Consider the following 21,152-nt stretch of genomic DNA (forward strand, 5'->3'; position numbering starts at 1 on the left):
GCAAGTTACGGGTCTACCGTCCCCAGTGTAGTAACTAGCCGGGCGGCAAGTAAGGGATGAGGATGACGACGCAAGCCACAGCGACACCGGCACAGGGGGAGACGGAACCGCAGCCGCGCAGCGTCCGCGTCGTCCTGCTCGCCCTGATGATCGCGATGCTCCTCGCGATGCTGGACAACATGATCATCGGCACCGCGATGCCGACCATCGTCGGCGAGCTCGGCGGCCTGGAGCACCTCTCCTGGGTCGTCACCGCCTACACCCTGGCCACCGCCGCCTCGACCCCCCTGTGGGGCAAGGTCGGCGACATGTTCGGCCGCAAGGGCGTCTTCCTCACCTCGATCGTGATCTTCCTGATCGGTTCGGCGCTCAGCGGCATGGCCCAGGACATGGGCCAGCTCATCGGCTTCCGTACGATCCAGGGCCTCGGCGCCGGCGGCCTGATGGTCGGCGTGATGGCGATCATCGGCGACCTCATCCCGCCCCGCGAGCGCGGCAAGTACCAGGGCATGATGGCCGGCGTGATGGCCCTCGCCATGATCGGCGGACCGCTGGTCGGCGGCACCATCACCGACCACTGGGGCTGGCGCTGGTCCTTCTACATCAACCTGCCGCTCGGCGCCGTCGCCCTCGCCATGGTCACCACCGTCCTGCACCTGCCGAAGAAGAAGCGCGCCTCGGGCACCCGGATCGACTTCCTCGGCGCCGCGCTGCTGACCGTCGGCATCACCGCGATCGTCCTCGTCACCACCTGGGGCGGTACGGAGTACGCCTGGGGCTCGGCCACCATCGTCGGCCTCGCGGTCGGCGGAGCGCTCTCGCTCGCGGCCTTCCTCTGGGTGGAGACCCGCGCGAGCGACCCGATCATGCCGCTGCACATCTTCCGCAGCCGCAACTTCACGCTGATGTCCCTGATCGGCTTCATCACCGGCTTCGTGATGTTCGGCGCGGTCCTCTACCTGCCGATCTTCCAGCAGTCCGTCCAGGGCGCGTCGGCGACCAACTCCGGCCTGCTGCTCCTGCCGATGCTGCTGTCGATGATGGTCATCTCGCTGGTCGTCGGCCGCGTCACCACCAGCACCGGCAAGTACAAGATCTTCCCGATCGTGGGCGGCGCGCTCATGACCGTCGGTCTCTTCCTGCTCTCCACGATGGACACCGACACCTCGCGGCTGATCTCCGGCGTCTACATGGCGGTCCTCGGCGCCGGCATGGGCTTCCTGATGCAGATCACCATGCTGGTCGCCCAGAACAGCGTCGAGATGAAGGACATGGGCGTCGCCTCGTCGTCCACCACCCTCTTCCGGACGCTCGGCTCCTCCTTCGGTGTCGCGATCATGGGCGCGCTCTTCACGAGCCGCGTCCAGGACGAGATGGCGGCGCGCGGCGGATCCGGCCTCACCGAGCGGACGGCCCAGCTGGACGCGGCCAGCCTGGCCAAGCTGCCGGCGGCGCTCCGCGAGGCCTACCAGCACGCGGTCTCGACGGGCACGCACGGCGCCTTCCTGGTCGCCGCAGCGGTCTCCGTCCTCGGCCTGGCCCTGGCCTTCTTCGTCAAGGAGGTGGCGCTCCGCGGCGCCGGTCCGGCGACGGCCCCGGAGGCGGCCGAGGGCGACGGCGAGGTGAAGGTCGCCGAGACGGTCTGATCACCTCCTGAGAGGTGCGTGCGTACGGTGGTGGGGCCGGTCCTGTGTCAGGGCCGGCCCCACCGCCGTATCCCCACGGCCGTAGCGGTCGCGTGCTCAGTCCGCCGGCCGCAGGATCGGGAAGCTGCCCGTGTTCGTCGGCGCGTGGTCCGGGAGCCACAGCACCGCGATCGCCCCGCCCACCCCGTTCGGCGCCGCCTCGGAGGCCACGTTCCGGAAGGTCAGCCGGGCGCCCAGGACCCGCGCCTGGCCGGACGCGATCGTCAGGCCCAGGCCGTGGCCCTGGCCCGCGCGGTCGCTCGTCCCCGTACGGAACCGGCTCGGGCCCTCCTTGAGCAGCGCCTCGGGGAAACCGGGACCGTGGTCGCGGACCCGCACGACGCGGCCCTCGACGGTGACCTCCACCGGCGGCTTGCCGTGCTTGGCGGCGTTCGCGAGGAGGTTGCCGAGGACGCGCTCCAGGCGCCGCGGGTCGGTGTTCACCCAGGAGTCGTGGACGACCCGGACGACCACCTCGGGATCGAGCGCCCGCACCCGCCGCTCCACGAACTCCCCGAGCGCGATCTCCTGGAGCTCCGCCCGCTCCGACGCGCTGTCGAGCCGGGCCACCTCCAGCACGTCCTCGACCAGCGTCCGCATCGCCTGCGCCCGGTCCCGTACGAGCTCCGTCGGACGCCCCGGCGGCAGCAGCTCGGCCGCCGTGAGGAGTCCGGTCACCGGGGTGCGCAGCTCGTGCGCGATGTCCGCGGTGACCCGCCGCTCGGCCTCGATCCGCTCGTTGAGGGCGTCGGTGAGGGCGTCGACCGCCCACGCCAGGTCGTCGGTCTCGTCCCGTACGACCCCGCCGACGGCCTCCCTGACCCGGACGTCCGTGTTCCCCTGGGCGACCCGGCCGGCCGCGACGGCGGCCTTCCGCAGCCGCCGCGAGAGCTGGCCGCCGATGAGCACGCCGAGGGCGCAGCCGCCGAAGACCACCGAGACCGAGCCGATGACGAGGGCACGGTCCAGATCGTTCATGATCGTCGCGCTGCGGTCGGCGAAGGGGATGTGCAGCGAGAGCACGTCGCCGTTGGCGAGCGGCACCGCCGCCCACACGTCGGGCGGCCCGCCGTGCCGGTGCTCCTGCACGTACGTACCGCGCCGCTTGTCCCGCATCAGCTGGTCGAGCTGCCCGGGCAGCGACGGATCGTTGATCTTGGTGCCGAAGCGCGGCTCCTTCGGCTTCGACGTCTCGTACAGCCGCTGTGCGAAGAGCAGTCGCTCCATCTGCACCTCGCGCGCGTTGTCGAGCATCGAGATCCGGGCGGCGTTGTGCACGACCACGCTCAGGGTGACCGCGATCAGCGCGCCGACCGCCGCGATGGCCACGGCGATCTTCCAGCGGACGCCGGTACGGAGGGGGAACGGCTTCACCGGTACGTGCCCGTCTCGGGGGGTGTCGTGTGGATCATGCCGCCCTAGCTCTTGAGCTTGTATCCGAAGCCGCGGACCGTCTCGATCCGGTCCTGGCCGATCTTGGCGCGCAGCCGCTGGACGTGGACGTCCACGACCCGGGTGTCGCCGCCCCAGCCGTAGTCCCAGACCCGCTCGAGGAGCTTGTCCCGGGACAGCACGGTGCCCGGCGCCGAGGAGAACTCCAGGAGCAGCCGCATCTCGGTCGGCGTCAGCGCGACCGGGGTCCCGCCCTTGCGGACCTCCATGCCGTCGGTGTCGACCTCCAGATCGCCGAAGGCGAGGAGCCCGCCGCCGTCCGGCCCCTCCTCCCCGCGCTCACCGGCGCCGGGACCGCCCGCGTGCCCGAAGCGGCGGAGGACGGCGCGGATCCGGGCCATGAGCACGGAGCCGTCGAAGGGCTTGGTGACGTAGTCGTCGGCCCCGGCCTCCAGACCGAGGACGACGTCGATCGAGTCGGCGCGCGCCGACAGCATGATCACCGGCACCGTCGACTCGTCGCGGATCCGGCGGCAGAGGCTGACCCCGTCCATGCCGGGCAGCATCACGTCGAGCAGGGCGATGTCCGGCCGCTGCGCCCGGAAGGCGTCCAGGCCGGAGAGTCCGTCGGGCATGGCCGTGACCCGGAAGCCGTCCCGTTCGAGGGCGAGCTGGGTGGCCTCACGGATGACATCGTCGTCCTCGACGAACAGGACATGGGTCTCGGCCATCGTGCGTGTCCTTCTGATCTCTCTGTGCGGGTGGGGGGTGTACGGCTCAGCCGGTGGCGGGCGAGCTCGGCGCGGGCTCGACGACCTCGCCGTCGCCGACGGCCCGGCTGTAGTCGTTGTGCACCCAGTCGTGCTGGGTGAACCTGTTCCCCGACCAGCGGTACGTGATCACGTCCTCGCCCGAGGGGTACGCGACCGGGTCGCCCTTCGCGTACACCTGCTTGGTGACGACGAGCTCGCCCCGGTCGATCGTGGCGTAGACGGCGGCGTCCTCCGCCATGAACACGTTCTCGTACTTGTCGCTCTGCCTCCGGTAGACGTACGTGCCGATGCCGACGGCATCACCGCAGGTCATCACGTTGACGACGACGTCGGGCGCGGGCGCGTTCGTGAGGTTCCCGTACGAGGCGTCCACCGGGTACGCGTCCGCGACACAGGGCTTCAGATCGGTCTTGAACCGTTCCTCGATCTTCGGGTCGGACTTCAGCAGCTCGATCGGATCCACCCGCTCGGCGGACCGGAGGTCGCCGTCGGCCGAGGGCGAGGGGGTGGGCGCCGCCGCGGCCACGTCCCGGGTGGCGGCCGCGCCCTCGTCCCGGGAGCCGGTGCCGCCGGTGGAGCAGGCGGCCATGGACAGCCCGACGGCGACGAGCCCGGCCGTCGCCGTGATGCTCGCCGCCTTGGCGGTACGGCGCCGGCGGCGCCGCCCGGTTCCGTACCGGTCGTCGCCGCCGGGGCCGCCACCGCTGTCGATGCCGCGTTCGCCGTCGTGTCTTCTGCCGTCGGCTTCGCCGTCTAGGCCGCGCACCGCTCCCGCCCCCGTTCGTCGCCTCGTACGGTCGTCCGCTCTCCGGTCCGCCCCAGGGCGCGGGCGTCGAGATCACGGCTCTCCAGCTCCTGGCGGAGCCGGGCGAGCGCCCGGTGGAGCGTCGACTTCACCGTACCGGTCGACATGCCGAGCGCCGCCGCCGTCTCCTCGGTGCTCATCTGTTCCCAGTGGCGCAGGACGACGACGCTGCGCTGCTTCGGCGCGAGGACCTTCAGGATGTCCATGAGGAGGGCCCGGTCGGCGTGCTGCTCGGTCGGGTCGTCGACGCAGGCGTCGGGCAGCTGCTCGGTGGGCACCTCTTCGAGCTTGCGGGAGCGCCACCACTCGGTCCGGGTGTTGATCATGACCCGGCGGAGGTAGGCGTCGGCCAGGGACTTGTCGGCGATGCCGTCCCAGCGGCCGTACGTACGGGCGAGGGCCGTCTGCAGGAGGTCCTGGGCGTCGACGGGGTCGGCCACGAGACGACGTGCACTGCGCAGCAGCGCGTCCTGCCGCGTGCGTACGTACTCCTCGAAATCGAGCACCTCGCCATGCCTCATCCGAACCGCCTCCGAACCCCGTGACCTGCTTCGTTCCTCGTGTCGTCGATGACGCTACGGAGCGGTTGTCACGGGGCTGTGCGGGGCAGCCGTCGGTGGACGCACGGCTACCCATCGGTTGTGTAACAGCGGGATGAGGGGCGGATGGCGCCCTGTTCAGGCCACGGGCAGCCGGTAGTACCCGTCGTCCAGCGGTTCGACCAGGCCGTCGGCGACCAGGCCGTCCAGCGCCCTGGCCCGCTGCACCGGCTCGTCCCAGACCGTGTCCAGGACCGCCTGCGCCACCGGTTCGGTCGACTCCCGCAGCACCGCCAGGAGCCGGCCCCGCACCTGCCGGTCGGTCCCGGCGTACGTCTGGCCGCGCCGCGGCGGGCCGTCGTGCGCGGGCTTCCCCGAGAGCCGCCAGGCGCACTGGCCGGAGATCGGGCAGCGCCCGCAGTCCTCGTTCTTCGCCGTGCAGACGAGCGCGCCCAGTTCCATGGAGGCGGCGGCCCAGCGGGAGGCCGTCGCCTCGTCCGCCGGCAGCAGCGCGCGGGCGAGCCGGCGCTCCGCGGCCGTCGTCGCGTTCGGCGGGTACTGGACACCCGTCGCCGCCCGCGCGAAGACCCGGCGCACATTGGTGTCCAGGACGGCGTGCCGCTGCCCGAACGCGAAGGAGGCCACCGCGGCCGCCGTGTACTCGCCGATGCCGGGCAGCGCGAGCAGCTGCCCGTGATCGCTCGGTACGTCGCCGCCGTGCCGTTCCTTTATGGCCACGGCCGCCGCGTGCAGCCGCAGGGCTCGTCGCGGGTAACCGAGCCGGCCCCAGGCGCGGACGGCCTCACCAGGGGCGTCGGCGGCCAGATCGGCCGGGCGCGGCCAGCGCGCGAGCCACTGCTCGTACACCGGGAGCACCCGGACGACGGGCGTCTGCTGGAGCATGAACTCGCTGACCATGACACCCCAGGCCCCGGCCTCGGGGTGGCGCCAGGGCAGGTCGCGGGCGTGCTGGTCGAACCAGGCGAGGACGGGCCCGTGCAGCTCGGCGGGGGGCGTGGGGAGGGCGGGGGCCTCGAAGGCCGCGGAGGCCGCGGAGGCCGCGAGGGCCTCGGCGTCGTCCGAGGGCCCGGCGGCTTCGGCGGCGGCGGGGGCGGCAGGCGTGAGGGGAGCGTCGATGGAAGTCATGGCACCTCCGATCCTGGCACGTCCCCGACGCGATCAGTACGCGCCGTGGCGGGCGCGCGGGGGGTCCTCGGCGCGCGCGGGGGCGTGAGCCCGGGGCCCGCGCCCCGCGCACCACACCACGGCCGAGCTCCGGCTCGACCGGGCCGTCTCCACCAGAGCGCCCACCGGCCGGACCGCCGCCCGCATGACGACGAGGGCGACCAGACCGCCGACGAGCAGACCGACGGTCACGTCGTGTGGGTAGTGCACGCCGACGAAGACCCGGGAGAACGCCATGAGCAGCGCCATCGGCACGGTCAGCCAGACGATCCCGCGCCAGGAGAGGGCGAGCGCGATCGCGGCCGCGCCGGCGATGGCCGAGTGGTTGCTCGGGAAGGACCAGTCGCCGTACGGCGGGCAGGTGATGAGCGCGTCGGGCGCCCCGACGACGGCACGGCACGGACGGTCCTCGTCGACCAGCGACTTCAGCGACTCGCTCACCACGTACCCGAAGGCCGTGGCGAGCGGGGCGAGCAGCGCGAGCGCCATCGCCCGGCTCGAACCTTCGCGGGAGCGCCACCAGCCGGCCAGGAACAGCGCGCCGAACAACAGCAGTCCGGCCTCGGTCCAGACCTCGGCGAGCCACTGGAACCAGTGGGGGGTCGCGTGGGCGAAGTCGGCGACATCGAGATAGAGCCGGTCGGAGAGGTCGAGGAGGGTGTTCATGGTGAAAGACGCTAACCGGAATCCGGAGTCCGCCGCCCCGGGCCAACGGCCAGAACGACCCCCGACGGAAGTGGGGGTGCTCGCGATTCGCTCCGGTTCCCGCCGGTTTCGGGAGGGGCACGCGAGCTCCTGAGCACCGTTCCGGGGAAAAGTTCCCGGAACCGACGGATGTGATCATCGGCAAAACTTGATGTCTCGGGCGGCGGGTGGGGCGGGAGTTGGCCCGGATCTCTCGTAAGGTTCGGGTCGTGGGATCTTTGCGCAATCCGGTCGGGCCGCTTCCCTCCACCATCTACTGGCGACGGAGGGCGGTGGCGGCGTGCCTGGTGGCGCTTCTCGCGCTCCTCGCCGTCTGGGCCGTCACCTCCGGCGACGGGGGTGGGAAGAAGACGAACGACGGGGCCAACGGCGCCTCTCCCACCCCTCCCTCCATCACTCCGGGCCCCTCGGGCACCGGCGATGCGATCAGCCAACAGCCGGGCGGACGTGACGAGTCGGGCGACTCCGGCGGCAACGGCGACACCACCGGCGGCGCCGGCGGCCCGGGCGGCTCCGGTACGGATCCGGGATCGGGCGCCGACGCCGGTACGGACGCGGGTACGGCCGCCGGCGCCGACGGCGGCAAGAACGGCGACACCGACGGCGCGGGCGGCGACGGAGGCGCGGGCACCGGTGCGGGACAGCAGGTCCCGGCCGACTCCCCGTTGCCGAACTGCCCTGCCGGAGCACTACAGTTGACGCTCCGCAGCGCCAAGGTCAGCTACGAGGCGGGGGAGAAGCCCCGCTTCCACCTCGTCGCCAAGAACACCTCGAAGGTCGCCTGCAAGGCCGACTTCGGGCCCCGCGCCGCGGTTCTGACGATCAGTGACAAGCAGGACGACGAGGTCTGGTCCTCCGCCGACTGCCCGCGCCCCGGGAACCCGGTCCTGCTGCGCGTCCCCGCGGGCGCCACCGTCACCCACACCGTGGAGTGGGACCGCGGGCGCAGCGCCCCGCGGTGCGCCACCGCCCCGGCGGGCCAGGCGGCCCCCGGCACCTACCTCGTGGAGGCGACGATGTCGGGCGCGAAGGTGCTCCCGGCCTCGTTCACGCTGGCCAAGGACTGATCGGCCAAGGACTGATCGGCCAAGGACTGATCGGCCAAGGACCGATCGGCCGGGGGAGGGGCCTTGAGACCTTGAGCGGCACGTCCTAGACGTACCGCTCCAGGATCGAGGACTCCGCCAGCCGGGACAGGCCCTCGCGCACGCTGCGGGCGCGGGCCTCGCCGACGCCGTCCACGGTCTGGAGGTCGTCCACACTGGCCGCGAGCAGCTTCTGCAGCCCGCCGAAGTGCTCCACGAGCCGCTCGATGATCGCGCCCGGCAGCCGCGGCACCTTGGCGAGGAGCCGATAGCCGCGCGGCGAGACGGCCGAGTCGAGGGTCTCGGGCGAGCCGCTGTAGCCCAGCGCCCGCGCCACGACCGGCAGTTCGAGCAGCTCGGTGTGGGTCAGCGCGTCCAGCTCGGTGAGCGCCTCCGCGACCGTCCGCGAGCGCTTGGCCGTCGGCTCCGGCACGTAGTCCCGGATGACCAGCTCGCGCTCCGGCTCCACGCCCGCGATCAACTCGTCCAGCTGGAGAGAGAGGAGCCGCCCGTCCGTGCCGAGCTCGACCACGTACTCGGCGATCTCGGTGGCGATCCGGCGGACCATCTCCAGCCGCTGCGCGACGGCGGTGACGTCCCGGACCGTGACCAGGTCCTCGATCTCCAGCGCGGAGAGCGTGCCGGCCACCTCGTCGAGCCGGAGCTTGTACCGCTCCAGGGTCGCGAGCGCCTGGTTGGCGCGGGACAGGATCGCGGCCGACTCCTCCAGGACCCGGCGCTCACCGTCCACGTACAGCGCGATCAGCCGCATCGACTGGGAGACGGAGACGACCGGGAAGTTGCACTGCTTGGAGACCCGGTCCGCCGTGCGGTGCCGGGTGCCGGTCTCCTCGGTGGGGATGGAGGCGTCCGGCACCAGCTGCACGCCCGCGCGGTGGATCTTGGTGATGTCCTTGTCGAGGACGAGCGCGCCGTCGAGCTTGCACAGCTCCCGCAGGCGCGTGGCGGCGAACTCGACGTCCAGCACGAAACCGCCGGTGCACATCGAGTCGACCGTCTTGTCGAGGCCGAGCACGATGAGACCGCCCGTGTTGCCGCGGAGGATCCGCTCCAGGCCGTCACGCAGCGCGGTGCCCGGCGCGACGGCGCTCAGGGCGGCGCGCATCAGCGCTTCGTTGCCGGAGCCCGCGCCGGACTTTCCAGGAGCTGCTGCCCCGTCCTTGGCTGCCACTGCTCTCCTCCGGCTCGTACGGATGGGCGAGACCAGGGCAAAGTCTAGCGACACCACCCCGCCGCCCTCCGCCCCCGACCGATCACGGTGGTCCGAAAGGGGTCCCCGCCCCGACACGGACCTAACCCTCCGCGTCTTTGCGAAGCGTACGGAGCGAACCGTCGGCACGGGGTGAACATTCGGCGTCGACCGCTCCGGTTCCCCCCGGCCGGGGCCTCCGAGGGGGCGGCGAGCGGCCTTCCCTCCGGCGCGGGGCCTCCGACGAGGCGGCGAGCCGCCCGTACGGACCGCCGCCGCGTCTCCTACTTCTCCGCGCCCTCCGGCGCCTTCGCGCGTCGGCTGCGCGGCAGCACCCGCAGCGCGTCGCCCATGTCGGCGACCTCCGTCACCTTCATGCCGGCCGGCACCTTGCCCGGGTCCGAGGGGACCAGCGCGTGCGTGAAGCCCAGCCGGTGCGCCTCGGCGAGCCGGCGCTGGACGCCGGTCACCCGCCGGACCTCGCCGGCGAGGCCGACCTCGCCGATCGCCACCAGGTTCTTCGGCAGCGGGGTGTCGCTGGCCGCGGAGGCGAGCGCGAGGGCGATCGCCAGGTCGGCGGCGGGCTCCGTGAGCTTCACGCCGCCCACGGTCGCGCTGTAGATGTCCCGCTTGCCCAGCGCGCTGATCCGGCCGCGCTGCTCCAGGACCGCCAGCATCATCGAGACCCGGGAGGTCTCCAGACCGGAGACGGTCCGGCGCGGGGACGGGATCTGGCTGTCCACGGTCAGCGACTGGACCTCGGCGACGAGCGGGCGGCGGCCCTCCAGGGTGACCGTCAGGCAGGTGCCCGGCACGGCCACGTCACGCCGGGTCAGGAAGAGCCCGGAGGGGTCGGCCAGACCCGTGATGCCCTCGTCGTGGAGTTCGAAGCAGCCGACCTCGTCGGTCGCCCCGTACCGGTTCTTCACGCCCCGGACCAGCCGCAGGCGCGCGTGCCGGTCGCCCTCGAAGCTCAGCACGACGTCGACCAGGTGCTCCAGGAGCCGGGGACCGGCGATCGCCCCGTCCTTGGTGACATGGCCGACGAGCAGCGTGGACATGCCGCGCTCCTTGGAGGCCCGGATGAGCGCGCCGGCGACCTCGCGGACCTGGGCCATGCCGCCGGGCGCGCCGTCGATCTCGGGGGAGGCGACGGTCTGCACCGAGTCCATGATCAGCAGCGAGGGCTTCACGGCGTCGAGGTGCCCGAGGACGGCCGACAGGTCGGTCTCGGCGGCCAGGTACAGATGGTCGCTGAGGGCGTTGATCCGGTCGGCGCGCAGCCGGACCTGGCTCGCGGACTCCTCGCCGGTGACGTAGAGCGTGCGGTGCTCGTCGCTGGCCGCCTTGGCCGCCACGTCGAGCAGGAGCGTGGACTTGCCGACGCCCGGTTCGCCCGCGAGCAGCACGACGGCGCCGGGCACCAGACCCCCGCCGAGGACCCGGTCCAGCTCGTCGACGCCGGTCGAGCGGGCGGTCGCCTGCCGGCCGTCGATCTGCCCGATGGGAAGCGCGGCGGTGGAGACCCGGCCGGCCGCGGTCGTCCGGACGGCGGGCGCGCCGTACTCCTCGACCGTCCCCCAGGCCTGGCACTCGGGGCAGCGGCCGAGCCACTTGGCCGTCTGCCAGCCGCACTCGGTGCAGCGGTAGGAGGGCCGTTCCTTGGTCGATTTCGTACGGGCAGCCATGTCGCCACCGTAGCGGCCCCCACCGACAGCGGACGCCGAGTCTCCACAGGCCCCCGGAATATTGGATTCCTGTCCTCTTTCGAGCGATACCTTCACCCGTAAGAATGAGAAGAACGCGACCGGTACGAAAAGCGCCCCCTGCGCTGCCTACGGTCGACCGGTGACGAGCAGCAGGCTGGATTCCCCCGCACGCACCACCGGCGCACACCGGGCGCACCGAACCACGGACCAGGGACCGCGCACGCTCGGCCGGAGGCCCCCCGCCCGCTACGAGGCCGCCCTCGACGGTCTCTTCACGTACTGCCTCTCCGTGCTCTGCGACCACGACACGGCCACCGCCGTCCTCGGCGACGTCCTCGCCGTCGCCGAGCGCCACCACGGCCGCTGCCCCTCGGACGAGGACGGCCGTACGGCCTGGCTGTACGCCCTCGCCCGCTGGGCGTGTCTGCGCAGCCTCGGCGAGCAGCGCCGCCGACGCCAGGGCGCCCACACGGGACGCCCCGCCGTCACCGCCCCCGAGCCGCCCCGGGTCCCCGAGGAGACCGCCGAGCGGCGCCGCGCCGAACTCGCCCGGCTCGCCTGGCCCGAGGCCGCCGGCACCACACCCGAGCAGCGCGAGGCCCTGGAGCTGGCCGTACGGCACGGGCTCAGCCACCGTCAGGTCGCCGCCGTGCTCTCCCTCGACCCGCCGGCCGCCCGTGAGCTCCTCGCCACCGCCGGCTGCGAGGTCGAGCGCACCCGCGCCGCCCTCGCCGTCGTCGAGACCGGCAGCTGCCCCACCGTGGCCCGGCTCACCGGCGACCACCAGGTGCTGCTCTCGGCCGCCCTGCGCGCGGAACTCGTGCGGCACGTCGACGACTGCCCCCGCTGCCGCAAAGCCGCCGAGCGCGTGGGCGCCGCCGGGCCCTGGCCCGGCGCCGGATCGCTGCCGCAGGCCCGGCTGCCGCTCGTCGAGGCGCCCCGGGCCGCCGCGTACATGGCGATGCTGCACGTCCCCCGCGCGCGTGCCGGCGCCCCGCGCTTCTCGCCGACCGGCTTCCCCATGGACCCGAAGGACCATGTGGCCCGCCGCGACCGGCTGCGGGCCCGCGCGGTGACCACCACCGTCGTCGCGGCCGTGGTCGCCGCGCCCGTCCTCGCCCTGTGGACCTCCTACCGGGGCGCCCCGGTCGCCGACACGAGCGCGCGCGACGGATCCCGGATCAGCGCCCGCGAGGCGGACGAGCCGGACGGCCCCGACGGACGCCCGTACGACCACTACGAGAACGCGGGCAACGCCCGCACCACCCCCGAGCCCCGCTTCACCCGGGGCAGCCGCGCCCCCGACGTCTCCGTCGAGGTCCTCAGCCCCGGGGGCCCCACCGGCCCCGCGGGTCCCGGCGCCCCGGGGGAGCCCGGCGCCGGCTGGATCACGGTCTCCGCGCGCGGCCACGGCGATCTGACGCTGCTCACGCTCACCGCCTCCGGCGGGTCCCCCGTCGACTGGTCGCTGTGGACGGACGCGCCCTGGCTGTACGTGAGCCGGGCCTCCGGCACCCTCCGCCCGGGCGAGACGCTCACCGTCACCGTCCGCGTCGACCACGGCCGTGAGCCGCGGGGCGCCTGGAGCGCCCGGATCGGGGTGAACCCCTCCGGTGCGGTGGTCAGGATCGACGGACGCGGACAGACCCCGCCGCCGCCGGTGGTCGTCGACCCGGTGACGCCCCCGCCGACGACGACCGAGCCCACCACGCCGCCGACGAGCCCGCCCACGACGGAGCCGACCACGCCGCCGCCGACGACGGAGGAACCGCCGCCGACGACGGAGCCGACCGACCCGCCGACGAGCCCGCCGACCACGGAGCCGACCACGCCGCCGCCGACGACGGAGGAACCGCCGCCGACGACGACGGACCCGGGCCCGACGGAACCGACCACCCAGCCCCCGACGACGGAGGAACCCCCGCCGTCGTCCTGAACGCCGGTCCGGCGCCTGCGCTTCGGGTCGGCCGGGTGCGGCGTCCGCGTCAGCGCTTCGGGTCGGCCGGCGCCTGGGCGGGCGCTTCGGCCGGCCCGGTCCGGCGCCTGTGCTCTAGTGCTTCGGGTCGGCCGGGTGCGGCGCCACCAGCGGCAGCTGCGAGGAGAGCCGCGCCTCGCACAGCCCGACCAGGACCTCGTACGCCTCCGCGCCCATCATCTCGGTGAGCTCGGGCCGGTACGTGACGTAGACCGGCTCCCCGGCGCCGTGCGCCGACGTCGCCGACGTGCACCACCAGTGCAGGTCGTGACCGCCCGGACCCCAGCCCCGCCGGTCGTACTCACCGATCGACACCTGGAGGACCTTCGTGTCGTCGGGCCGCTCGATCCAGTCGTACGTGCGCCGCACCGGCAGCTGCCAGCAGACGTCCGGCTTGGTCTCCAGCGGCTCCTTGCCCTCCTTCAGGGCCAGGATGTGCAGCGAGCACCCCGCCCCGCCCGCGAACCCCGGACGGTTCTGGAAGATGCAGGAGCCCTCCCAGCGGCGGGTCTGCCGGTCGCCGTCCTCGTCGACCTGGGTCCAGCCCGAGTCCGTACCGACGTCGTGGAACTGCCACAGCTCCGGCGTGAGGCGTGCCACGTGCGTCGCGACCCGCTTCTCGTCGTCCTCGTCGGAGAAGTGCGCGCCCAGCGTGCAGCAGCCGTCGTCGGCCCGGCCCGTCTGGATCCCCTGGCAGCCGCTGCCGAAGACGCACGACCAGCGCGAGGTCAGCCAGGTCAGATCGCAGCGGAAGATCTGCTCCTCGTCGGCCGGGTCGGGAAACTCGACCCACGCGCGCGCGAAGTCCAGGCCCTTCTCGTCCGGCTCCACGCTCTTCCCCCGCTTCTTGGCGCTCTTGACCGCACTGTCTTTGCCCGGTTTCGCCTTTTTCGTCTTTGGCACAGGACCAAGCGTATGCGGGTCGGCGCAGTAGCGTTCCGCCCATGAGACTCGGAGTCCTCGACGTCGGTTCGAACACAGTGCACTTCCTGGTGGTGGACGCCCACCCCGGCGCCCGGCCGCTGCCCGCCCATTCGCACAAGGCGGAGCTCCGGCTCGCCGAACTTCTCGACGAACGGGGCGCGATCGCGCCCTTCGGCGTCGAGAGGCTCATCGCGACCGTCCGGGACGCGCTGCTCGCCGCCGAGGACAAGGGCTGCGAGGAGGTGCTCCCGTTCGCGACCTCCGCGATCCGCGAGGCGACCAACGCGGACGCCGTCCTCGCGCGCGTGAAGGACGAGACGGGCGTCGACCTCCAGGTCCTCACCGGCGAGGAGGAGGCCCGGCTCACCTTCCTCGCGGCCCGCCGCTGGTTCGGCTGGTCCGCGGGCAAGCTCCTCCTCCTCGACATCGGGGGCGGCTCCCTCGAAGTCGCGTACGGCATCGACGAGGACCCCGACACGGCGGTCTCCCTGCCGCTCGGCGCGGGCCGGCTGACCGCCGGCTGGCTGCCGGGCGACCCGGCCGACTCCGCCGACGTGAAGGCGCTCCGCCGCCATGTGCGCGCGCAGATCGCCCGTACGGTCGGCGAGTTCAGCCGGGCCGGCCGGCCTGACCACGTCGTGGCCACCTCCAAGACCTTCAAGCAGCTGGCGAGGATCGCCGGCGCCCCCGGCTCGGGGGAGGGCCTCCACGTCCAGCGGATCCTGACCCGCGCGTCTCTGGAGGAGTGGGTTCCGCGCCTCGCCGGCATGACCGTCACCGAGCGCGCCGCGCTGCCGGGCGTCTCGGAGGGCCGCGCCGGACAGCTCCTCGCGGGCGCGATGGTGGCGGAGGGCGCGATGGACCTCCTCGGCGTGGAGGAGCTGGAGATCTGTCCCTGGGCCCTGCGCGAGGGCGTCATCCTGCGCCGCCTGGACCACCTGCCGGAGGCGTAGGACGATCGGCGAGGCCCGGCCGGGCGTGACCGGAACCACCCCCCGGCCCCCCGACGGGCCCCGTACCCTGTCTCCGTGGCAGAACCAGTGGTGCGCATCCCGGATGCGAAGGTCGCCCTGTCGACGGCCTCGGTCTATCCGGAGTCGACGGCGACGGCCTTCGAGATCGCCGCGCGCCTCGGCTACGACGGTGTCGAGGTCATGGTGTGGACCGATCCGGTCAGCCAGGACGTCGAGGCACTGCGCCGGCTCTCCGACTACCACCAGGTCCCGATCCTGGCCGTGCACGCCCCCTGCCTCCTCATCACCCAGCGCGTCTGGTCCACCGACCCGTGGGTCAAGCTCCAGCGCGCCCAGGCCGCGGCCGAGCGCCTCGGCGCGTCGACGGTCGTCGTGCACCCGCCGTTCCGCTGGCAGCGCCAGTACGCCAAGGACTTCGTCACCGGCATCTGGCGGATGGCCGACGAGACCGATGTGCGGTTCGCCGTCGAGAACATGTACCCGTGGCGGTACAAGGACCGCGAGATGCTCGCGTACGCCCCCGAGTGGGACGTCACCAAGGACGACTACCGGCACTTCACGGTCGACCTCTCGCACACCGCGACCGCCCGCACCGACGCCCTCTCGATGATCGACCGCATGGGCGACCGGCTCGGCCACGTCCACCTCGCCGACGGCAAGGGCTCCGCCAAGGACGAGCACCTGGTCCCGGGGCGCGGCACACAGCCCTGCGCCGAGCTCCTGGAGCGCCTCGCCCGCACCGGCTTCGACGGCCATGTCGTCATCGAGGTCAACACCCGCCGCGCGATGTCAGCCGCCGAACGCGAGGCCGACCTCGCCGAGGCCCTGGCCTTCACCCGGCTGCACCTCGCCTCCGCGGCCACCCGCCCGTCCCGGGTGCCGCGCCCGTGACCGAACCAGCCCCCCGCAGGCGCGGCCGCCCGTCCCGTACCGAGGAGGAGAGCGGACCGGGCGCGCGGGAGCGGATCCTGGAGGCGGCCCGCGCCCAGTTCGCGGAGCGCGGCTACGACAAGACCTCGGTACGCGGCATCGCCAAGGCGGCCGGCGTCGACGCGGCCCTCGTCCACCACTACTTCGGTACGAAGGACGAGGTCTTCGCGGCGGCGATCGAGGTCTCCTTCGAACCCGCGGCGGTCGTCCCGGCGATCGTCGGCGGCCCGCGCGAGGCCATCGGGGAGCGGCTCGCCCGGTTCTTCATCGGTGTCTGGGAGAACCCGGTCAGCCGCGCCCCGCTCCTCGCGATCGTCCGCTCCGCGCTCACCCACGAGGCGGCGGCCAAGGTGCTCAGGGCCTTCGTGCTGCGCCGGCTCCTGGAGCGGATCGCGGACGAGCTCGACGTACCGGACCCCAAGTTCCGTGCGGAGCTGGCCGCCTCCCACATGATCGGGATCGCGATCCTGCGGTACGTGATCCGGGTCGAGCCGATGGCCTCGGTGGACCCGGAGGAGATCGTGGCCATGGTGGCCCCGACCCTCCAGCGCTACCTGACCGAGGCCTGAGCCCCACCGGGCGGCCGCTGACCGAAAGCTGAACAGCCTGTCCGCCATGCGGACGCGCTGTCCAGATCTTGGTCCGTCGGCGTACGCTCGAAAGCAAGCACCCCCATCACGAGGAGCGAGCGACGATGCCCGAGCTGAGGTCCCGCACAGTCACCCACGGCCGCAACATGGCGGGCGCACGCGCCCTTATGCGCGCCTCCGGTGTACCCGGCGCGGACATCGGCCGGAAGCCGATCATCGCGGTCGCCAACTCCTTCACGGAGTTCGTCCCGGGTCACACCCATCTGCAGCCCGTCGGCCGGATCGTCTCCGAGGCCATCACGGCCGCCGGCGCCATCCCGCGCGAGTTCAACACGATCGCCGTCGACGACGGCATCGCCATGGGCCACGGCGGCATGCTCTACTCGCTGCCCTCCCGCGACCTGATCGCGGACAGCGTGGAGTACATGGTCGAGGCGCACTGCGCCGACGCCCTGATCTGCATCTCCAACTGCGACAAGATCACCCCCGGCATGCTGATGGCCGCCCTGCGCCTCAACATCCCGACGGTCTTCGTCTCCGGCGGCCCGATGGAGTCCGGCCGGGCGACCCTCGTCGACGGCACGGTCCGCACGCTCGACCTGGTCGACGCGATCTCCGACGCGGTGAACCCGAAGATCTCGGACGAGGACATCGCCCGCATCGAGGAGAACGCCTGCCCGACCTGCGGCTCCTGTTCCGGCATGTTCACCGCCAACTCGATGAACTGCCTGACCGAGGCCATCGGCCTCTCCCTCCCGGGCAACGGCTCGCTGCTCGCCACCCACACCGGCCGCAAGGCGCTGTACGAGAACGCCGCCCGCACGGTCGTCGAGATCACCCGGCGCTACTACGACGAGGACGACGCCTCCGTCCTGCCGCGCTCGATCGCGACCCGCGCGGCCTTCGAGAACGCCATGGCCCTCGACATCGCCATGGGCGGCTCGACCAACACGATCCTGCACCTGCTCGCCGCCGCCCAGGAGGCCGAGCTCGACTACGGCCTGCCGGACATGGACGAGGTCTCGCGCCGGGTGCCCTGCCTGGCCAAGGTCGCCCCGAACGTCGCCAAGGACCGCACGTACTACATGGAGGACGTGCACCGGGCGGGCGGCATCCCGGCCATCCTCGGCGAGCTCTACCGCGCCGGCCTCCTCAACGAGGACGTCCACTCCGTCCACTCCCGCTCCATCAAGGAGTGGCTGGACGCCTGGGACGTGCGCGGCGGCTCCCCGACCGACGAGTCCGTCGAGATGTGGCACGCGGCCCCCGGCTGCGTCCGCTCGGCGACCGCCTTCTCGCAGTCCGAGCGCTGGGAGGCGCTCGACGTGGACGCGGCCGGCGGCTGCATCCGCGACGCGGCCCACGCGTACTCCAAGGACGGCGGCCTCGCCGTCCTGCACGGCAACCTCGCCGCCGACGGCTGCGTCGTGAAGACGGCCGGCGTCGACGAGTCGATCTGGACCTTCGAGGGCCCGGCCGTGGTCTGCGAGTCGCAGGACGAGGCCGTCGAGAAGATCCTCAACAAGCAGGTCACGGACGGCGACGTGGTCGTCATCCGCTACGAGGGCCCGCGCGGCGGCCCCGGCATGCAGGAGATGCTCTACCCGACCTCCTTCCTCAAGGGCCGGGGCCTGGGCAAGACCTGCGCGCTGGTCACCGACGGACGCTTCTCGGGCGGCACGTCCGGCCTGTCCATCGGCCACGCGTCGCCGGAGGCGGCCTCGGGCGGCACCATCGCCCTCGTCGAGGACGGCGACCGGATCCGTATCGACATCCCGAACCGCTCCATCGAGCTCCTCGTCGACGAGGCCACCCTGGCCGCCCGCCGTGAGGCGCTGAACGGCGTGTACGAGCCGAAGAACCGGCAGCGCAAGGTGTCGGCGGCCCTGCGCGCGTACGCGGCGATGGCGACGAGCGCCGACAAGGGCGCGGTCAGGGACGTGTCGAAGCTGGGCTGAGCCCGGCGCGGCAGGACCTGGGACGGCGGGGAGCGGGCGGAGACGCCCGCTCCCCGCCGTCCCTTTCCTCAGCCGCGGTTCACCAGGAGGCGGGGTCGCGCGCGTCCACCGCGAACACCGATCCGTCCGGGGCCGTGCCGAACACCCGGTCACCGGCGACCACGGGCGCCGGCACCAGGGGCGCGTACTCGAGCCGGCCGTTGAGCAGCCGCGGCCGGGTCTGGCCGATCAGCGCCCCGCGTACGGTGTCGACGGCGAGCAGCCGCCCGTCCTGGACGGAGAAGTAGAGCCGGTCCCCGGGACCCAGGACCGGCGTGGACACGTTCCCCGCGCCCGTCTCCAGCTCCCACAGCACCCGTCCCTTGGGCGCCGCCGTGTCGAAGGCGGTCAGGTGCCCGTCGGCTTCGAGGATGTGGACGACCGCGCCGCGCACGGCGACGCCCCGGACGTCGAGCCGGTGGGGCAGGGCCAGCTCGCGCACGGAGCCGCTGCCGGGGTCGAGCACGATCAGCCGCTCGATCAGCGAGGCCTGGTAGCGGGCGCCGAGGAGCAGCGCGCCGTCGCCGGTGCGGCCCAGCGGGTCGAGGTCGCCCCGCATGTTCCGCTGCCAGACCTGCTCGCCGGTCGTGGGGTGGATCTCGGCCACGCGCGTGTGCGACCCGTCGGCCGAGGTCTCGGAGACGGTGAGGAGACCGGACGGGGCGTCGTACGGTCCCGGGTGCGGGGCCTCGAAGCCGGCCAGGCCGTGCCGCCAGCGTTCCTTCCCGTCGCGGCTGCCGACGGCCCGTACCCCGCCTCGCCCGTCGGTCAGGACGACGACGGGGCCGGCCGGCACGTACAGCTCGGGGGGCGTCGCGGATCCGGCGGTCCAGCCGGGGGCGCCGTCGGAGGCCGTGTGGGCCCGCAGCGGGTCCGCCGGGGCGGCCGCGCCGACCAGGTCGTCCGCGAGGAGGAAGGGCGCGACCGGGGACTCCGCCTCGACGGGCCCGGTGCGCGACCAGACGACCTTCCCCGTGACGGGGTCGAGCCGGGCGAGGCCGACACCGCGGGCCGCGCAGTACAGCGCGCCGCCGCCGTGGACGCACGCGGGCGCGGCGGTGGGGCCGTGCATCTGGAGGGTGGTGTGCCAGCCGGTGAAGGCGGTGGCCACCTCGTCGGGACGGGCGGGCGGCTCGGATCCGCGGTCGGCCGCGGGACTCATGGCCGCGTACAGACCGACCCCGGTGAGCGCGAGCGCGGCGGCGACGGCGAGCGTGAGGCGCGGCCTGAGGCGCACCCGGCCCAGGCGCGGTCCGCGGCGGGGCGGGGCCGGCGCGGTGGCCCGTACGGGGGTGTCCGCGTCCCACGACGGCGCGGGGCCCGGCTCGCCGTGATCACGCTCCTCGCCGTGCGGCAGCGCGGGTCGGCGCCGCTGCGCCGGTATGAAGGCCTCCGCCGCGTACGAGGGAGGCAGCAGCGCCGACATGATCTGGGCCGGAGTCGGGCGCTCGGCGGGCTCCTTGGCGAGGCAGCGCGCGACGAGCGGCGCCAACTCCGCCGGCACACCCGTCAGATCGGGCTCGTCGTGGACGACCTGGTACGCCACGATGTACGGGCTGTCGGAGTCGAACGGGCCGTGCCCGGTGGCCGCGTGGACCAGGACCGAGCCGAGCGCGAAGACGTCCGCGGCGGGCCCGACCTCGCGCGGCCGCTGGAACTGCTCGGGCGCCATGAACGGCGGCGAGCCGATGAGCTTGCCCGTCTCGGTGTGCAGATCGCTGTCGACGGGCCGCGAGATGCCGAAGTCGATGACCTTGGGGCCGGTGTCGGTGAGCAGGACGTTGCTCGGCTTGAGGTCGCGGTGGACGACACCGGCGCGATGGATGTCGCGCAGGGCCTCGGCGAGCCCGGCGGTGAGCCGGCGCAGTTCGGCCGGGGCCAGCGGGCCGTTCCGCTTCACCTGGTCGGCGAGGGTGGGCCCGGGGACGTAGAGGGTGGCCATCCAGGGGCGTACGGCATCGGGGTCGGCGTCGACGACCGGCGCGGTGAAGGCCCCGCTGACCCGGCGTGCGGCCGCGACCTCCTGGCGGAAACGCGCCCTGAACTCGGGGTCCTCCGCATACCGTGCGTGCACGACCTTGACCGCGAGCCGCAGCCCGGAGGCGGAGGCCGCGAGATGCACGACGCCCATGCCGCCGGCGCCCAGACATGCCTGGAGGCGGTAGTCGCCCGCGTACTCGGGCTGCTCCGCATTCCGGTCGGCACCGGTATTGCGCAACGGCGGCATCGCCCACCCCCGTGTGATTACCCGTCACTCGCGTCCACCCGCGCGAACCCGACGGAGCCTAGTCCATGGCCCCCACGAAGTCGGTGGGGCTTGCTAGCCTGCGCGTCGCGGAGAGTGAAACTCGGCGGAGCGCTTTTGCGCCAAGGGGGAGGACACCATGAGCACGGACGAGAACAAGACGACGATGGCGACCACGGCGACCCGCTACACGGTCGCGCCCGGCTACCGGGTCAATGTGCGCTCGGGCCCGAGCACCCAGTACCCGATCGTCCGGGCGCTGCCGCTCGGCACCACGGTGGCGATCTCCTGCCAGAAGTACGGCGAGTGGATCAACGGCCCGTACGGCACCACGAAGATCTGGGACAACATCGCGCCCGGCGAGTACATCTCCGACGCGTACGTCCACACGGGCAGCGACGGCTTCGTCGCACCGCGCTGCGCCTGAGC

The 21,152-nt window shown here is 73.2% G+C and carries 18 protein-coding genes; 8 read left to right on the top strand and 10 right to left on the bottom strand.

Features of this window, described 5'->3' with window-relative positions; genetic code table 11:
- Window positions 1–62: 62 nt before the first annotated feature.
- On the top strand, window positions 63–1,646 hold the full coding sequence (locus ACIP8Z_RS23710) for an MDR family MFS transporter (RefSeq protein WP_402086440.1): 1,584 nt from the start codon (window positions 63–65) through the stop codon (window positions 1,644–1,646).
- Between the two features lie 96 nt (window positions 1,647–1,742).
- On the opposite strand, the gene cseC is transcribed toward ACIP8Z_RS23710, so the two are convergent.
- From cseC to ACIP8Z_RS23740, 6 genes are all read right to left on the bottom strand, one after another.
- Window positions 1,743–3,215: a two-component system sensor histidine kinase CseC gene (gene cseC / locus ACIP8Z_RS23715; protein ID WP_402086566.1), complete on the bottom strand. Its 1,473-nt coding sequence runs from the start codon at window positions 3,213–3,215 to the stop codon at window positions 1,743–1,745.
- Complete coding sequence (gene cseB / locus ACIP8Z_RS23720; RefSeq protein WP_055599253.1) at window positions 3,104–3,808, bottom strand: two-component system response regulator CseB; 705 nt, start codon at window positions 3,806–3,808, stop codon at window positions 3,104–3,106. The genes cseC and cseB overlap by 112 nt, the downstream gene beginning before the upstream one ends.
- 46 nt (window positions 3,809–3,854) lie before the next feature.
- Complete coding sequence (locus ACIP8Z_RS23725) at window positions 3,855–4,616, bottom strand: hypothetical protein (RefSeq protein WP_402086443.1); 762 nt, start codon at window positions 4,614–4,616, stop codon at window positions 3,855–3,857.
- Window positions 4,604–5,176: a SigE family RNA polymerase sigma factor gene (locus ACIP8Z_RS23730; protein ID WP_055599255.1), complete on the bottom strand. Its 573-nt coding sequence runs from the start codon at window positions 5,174–5,176 to the stop codon at window positions 4,604–4,606. Before ACIP8Z_RS23730 ends, ACIP8Z_RS23725 begins: the two co-directional genes overlap by 13 nt.
- A 156-nt stretch (window positions 5,177–5,332) precedes the next feature.
- Window positions 5,333–6,340: an A/G-specific adenine glycosylase gene (locus ACIP8Z_RS23735; protein WP_402086446.1), complete on the bottom strand. Its 1,008-nt coding sequence runs from the start codon at window positions 6,338–6,340 to the stop codon at window positions 5,333–5,335.
- Window positions 6,341–6,373: 33 nt separating this feature from the next.
- A complete protein-coding gene (locus ACIP8Z_RS23740) occupies window positions 6,374–7,045 on the bottom strand; it encodes a phosphatase PAP2 family protein (RefSeq protein ID WP_402086448.1) in 672 nt (223 codons plus the stop codon).
- A gap of 248 nt (window positions 7,046–7,293) precedes the next feature.
- On the opposite strand from ACIP8Z_RS23740, the gene ACIP8Z_RS23745 reads away from it, so the two are divergent.
- Window positions 7,294–8,151: a hypothetical protein gene (locus tag ACIP8Z_RS23745; RefSeq protein ID WP_402086451.1), complete on the top strand. Its 858-nt coding sequence runs from the start codon at window positions 7,294–7,296 to the stop codon at window positions 8,149–8,151.
- 85 nt (window positions 8,152–8,236) lie between these two features.
- Here ACIP8Z_RS23745 and disA read toward each other — a convergent pair whose 3' ends face one another.
- Complete coding sequence (disA, locus tag ACIP8Z_RS23750; protein ID WP_030324225.1) at window positions 8,237–9,361, bottom strand: DNA integrity scanning diadenylate cyclase DisA; 1,125 nt, start codon at window positions 9,359–9,361, stop codon at window positions 8,237–8,239.
- Window positions 9,362–9,663: 302 nt separating this feature from the next.
- Window positions 9,664–11,067 (bottom strand): DNA repair protein RadA, encoded by a 1,404-nt coding sequence (radA, locus tag ACIP8Z_RS23755; protein ID WP_319316381.1) that lies wholly within the window; start codon window positions 11,065–11,067, stop codon window positions 9,664–9,666.
- Window positions 11,068–11,227: 160 nt separating this feature from the next.
- Here radA and ACIP8Z_RS23760 point away from each other — a divergent pair, with 160 nt between their 5' ends.
- Window positions 11,228–13,024 carry a hypothetical protein gene (locus tag ACIP8Z_RS23760; RefSeq protein WP_402086454.1) on the top strand — a complete coding sequence of 599 codons (1,797 nt, stop codon included), beginning with the start codon at window positions 11,228–11,230 and terminating at the stop codon, window positions 13,022–13,024.
- Window positions 13,025–13,138: 114 nt separating this feature from the next.
- On the opposite strand, the gene ACIP8Z_RS23765 is transcribed toward ACIP8Z_RS23760, so the two are convergent.
- The gene (locus tag ACIP8Z_RS23765) at window positions 13,139–13,966 is read right to left on the bottom strand and encodes a hypothetical protein (RefSeq protein WP_402086457.1); all 828 of its coding nucleotides are present in this window, start codon (window positions 13,964–13,966) and stop codon (window positions 13,139–13,141) included.
- 41 nt (window positions 13,967–14,007) lie between these two features.
- Between ACIP8Z_RS23765 and ACIP8Z_RS23770 the strand changes: the two genes are divergently transcribed.
- The 4 genes from ACIP8Z_RS23770 to ilvD all read left to right on the top strand — a co-directional run bounded on the left by ACIP8Z_RS23770 (window position 14,008) and on the right by ilvD (window position 18,439).
- Window positions 14,008–14,940 carry a Ppx/GppA family phosphatase gene (locus tag ACIP8Z_RS23770; RefSeq protein ID WP_402086460.1) on the top strand — a complete coding sequence of 311 codons (933 nt, stop codon included), beginning with the start codon at window positions 14,008–14,010 and terminating at the stop codon, window positions 14,938–14,940.
- A 75-nt stretch (window positions 14,941–15,015) separates the two neighbouring features.
- Window positions 15,016–15,852 carry a sugar phosphate isomerase/epimerase gene (locus ACIP8Z_RS23775; protein ID WP_266966736.1) on the top strand — a complete coding sequence of 279 codons (837 nt, stop codon included), beginning with the start codon at window positions 15,016–15,018 and terminating at the stop codon, window positions 15,850–15,852.
- On the top strand, window positions 15,849–16,460 hold the full coding sequence (locus ACIP8Z_RS23780; RefSeq protein WP_402086463.1) for a TetR family transcriptional regulator: 612 nt from the start codon (window positions 15,849–15,851) through the stop codon (window positions 16,458–16,460). The genes ACIP8Z_RS23775 and ACIP8Z_RS23780 overlap by 4 nt, the downstream gene beginning before the upstream one ends.
- Before the next feature lie 125 nt (window positions 16,461–16,585).
- Window positions 16,586–18,439 (top strand): dihydroxy-acid dehydratase, encoded by a 1,854-nt coding sequence (gene ilvD, locus ACIP8Z_RS23785; RefSeq protein WP_402086466.1) that lies wholly within the window; start codon window positions 16,586–16,588, stop codon window positions 18,437–18,439.
- A 79-nt stretch (window positions 18,440–18,518) separates the two neighbouring features.
- Here ilvD and ACIP8Z_RS23790 read toward each other — a convergent pair whose 3' ends face one another.
- Window positions 18,519–20,705: a PQQ-binding-like beta-propeller repeat protein gene (locus tag ACIP8Z_RS23790; RefSeq protein ID WP_402086467.1), complete on the bottom strand. Its 2,187-nt coding sequence runs from the start codon at window positions 20,703–20,705 to the stop codon at window positions 18,519–18,521.
- A gap of 157 nt (window positions 20,706–20,862) precedes the next feature.
- Here ACIP8Z_RS23790 and ACIP8Z_RS23795 point away from each other — a divergent pair, with 157 nt between their 5' ends.
- Complete coding sequence (locus ACIP8Z_RS23795) at window positions 20,863–21,150, top strand: SH3 domain-containing protein (protein WP_402086470.1); 288 nt, start codon at window positions 20,863–20,865, stop codon at window positions 21,148–21,150.
- The last annotated feature ends 2 nt before the right edge of the window (window positions 21,151–21,152 follow it).

The organism is Streptomyces sp. NPDC088553 (genome assembly GCF_044752965.1).
Taxonomy (GTDB): domain Bacteria; phylum Actinomycetota; class Actinomycetes; order Streptomycetales; family Streptomycetaceae; genus Streptomyces.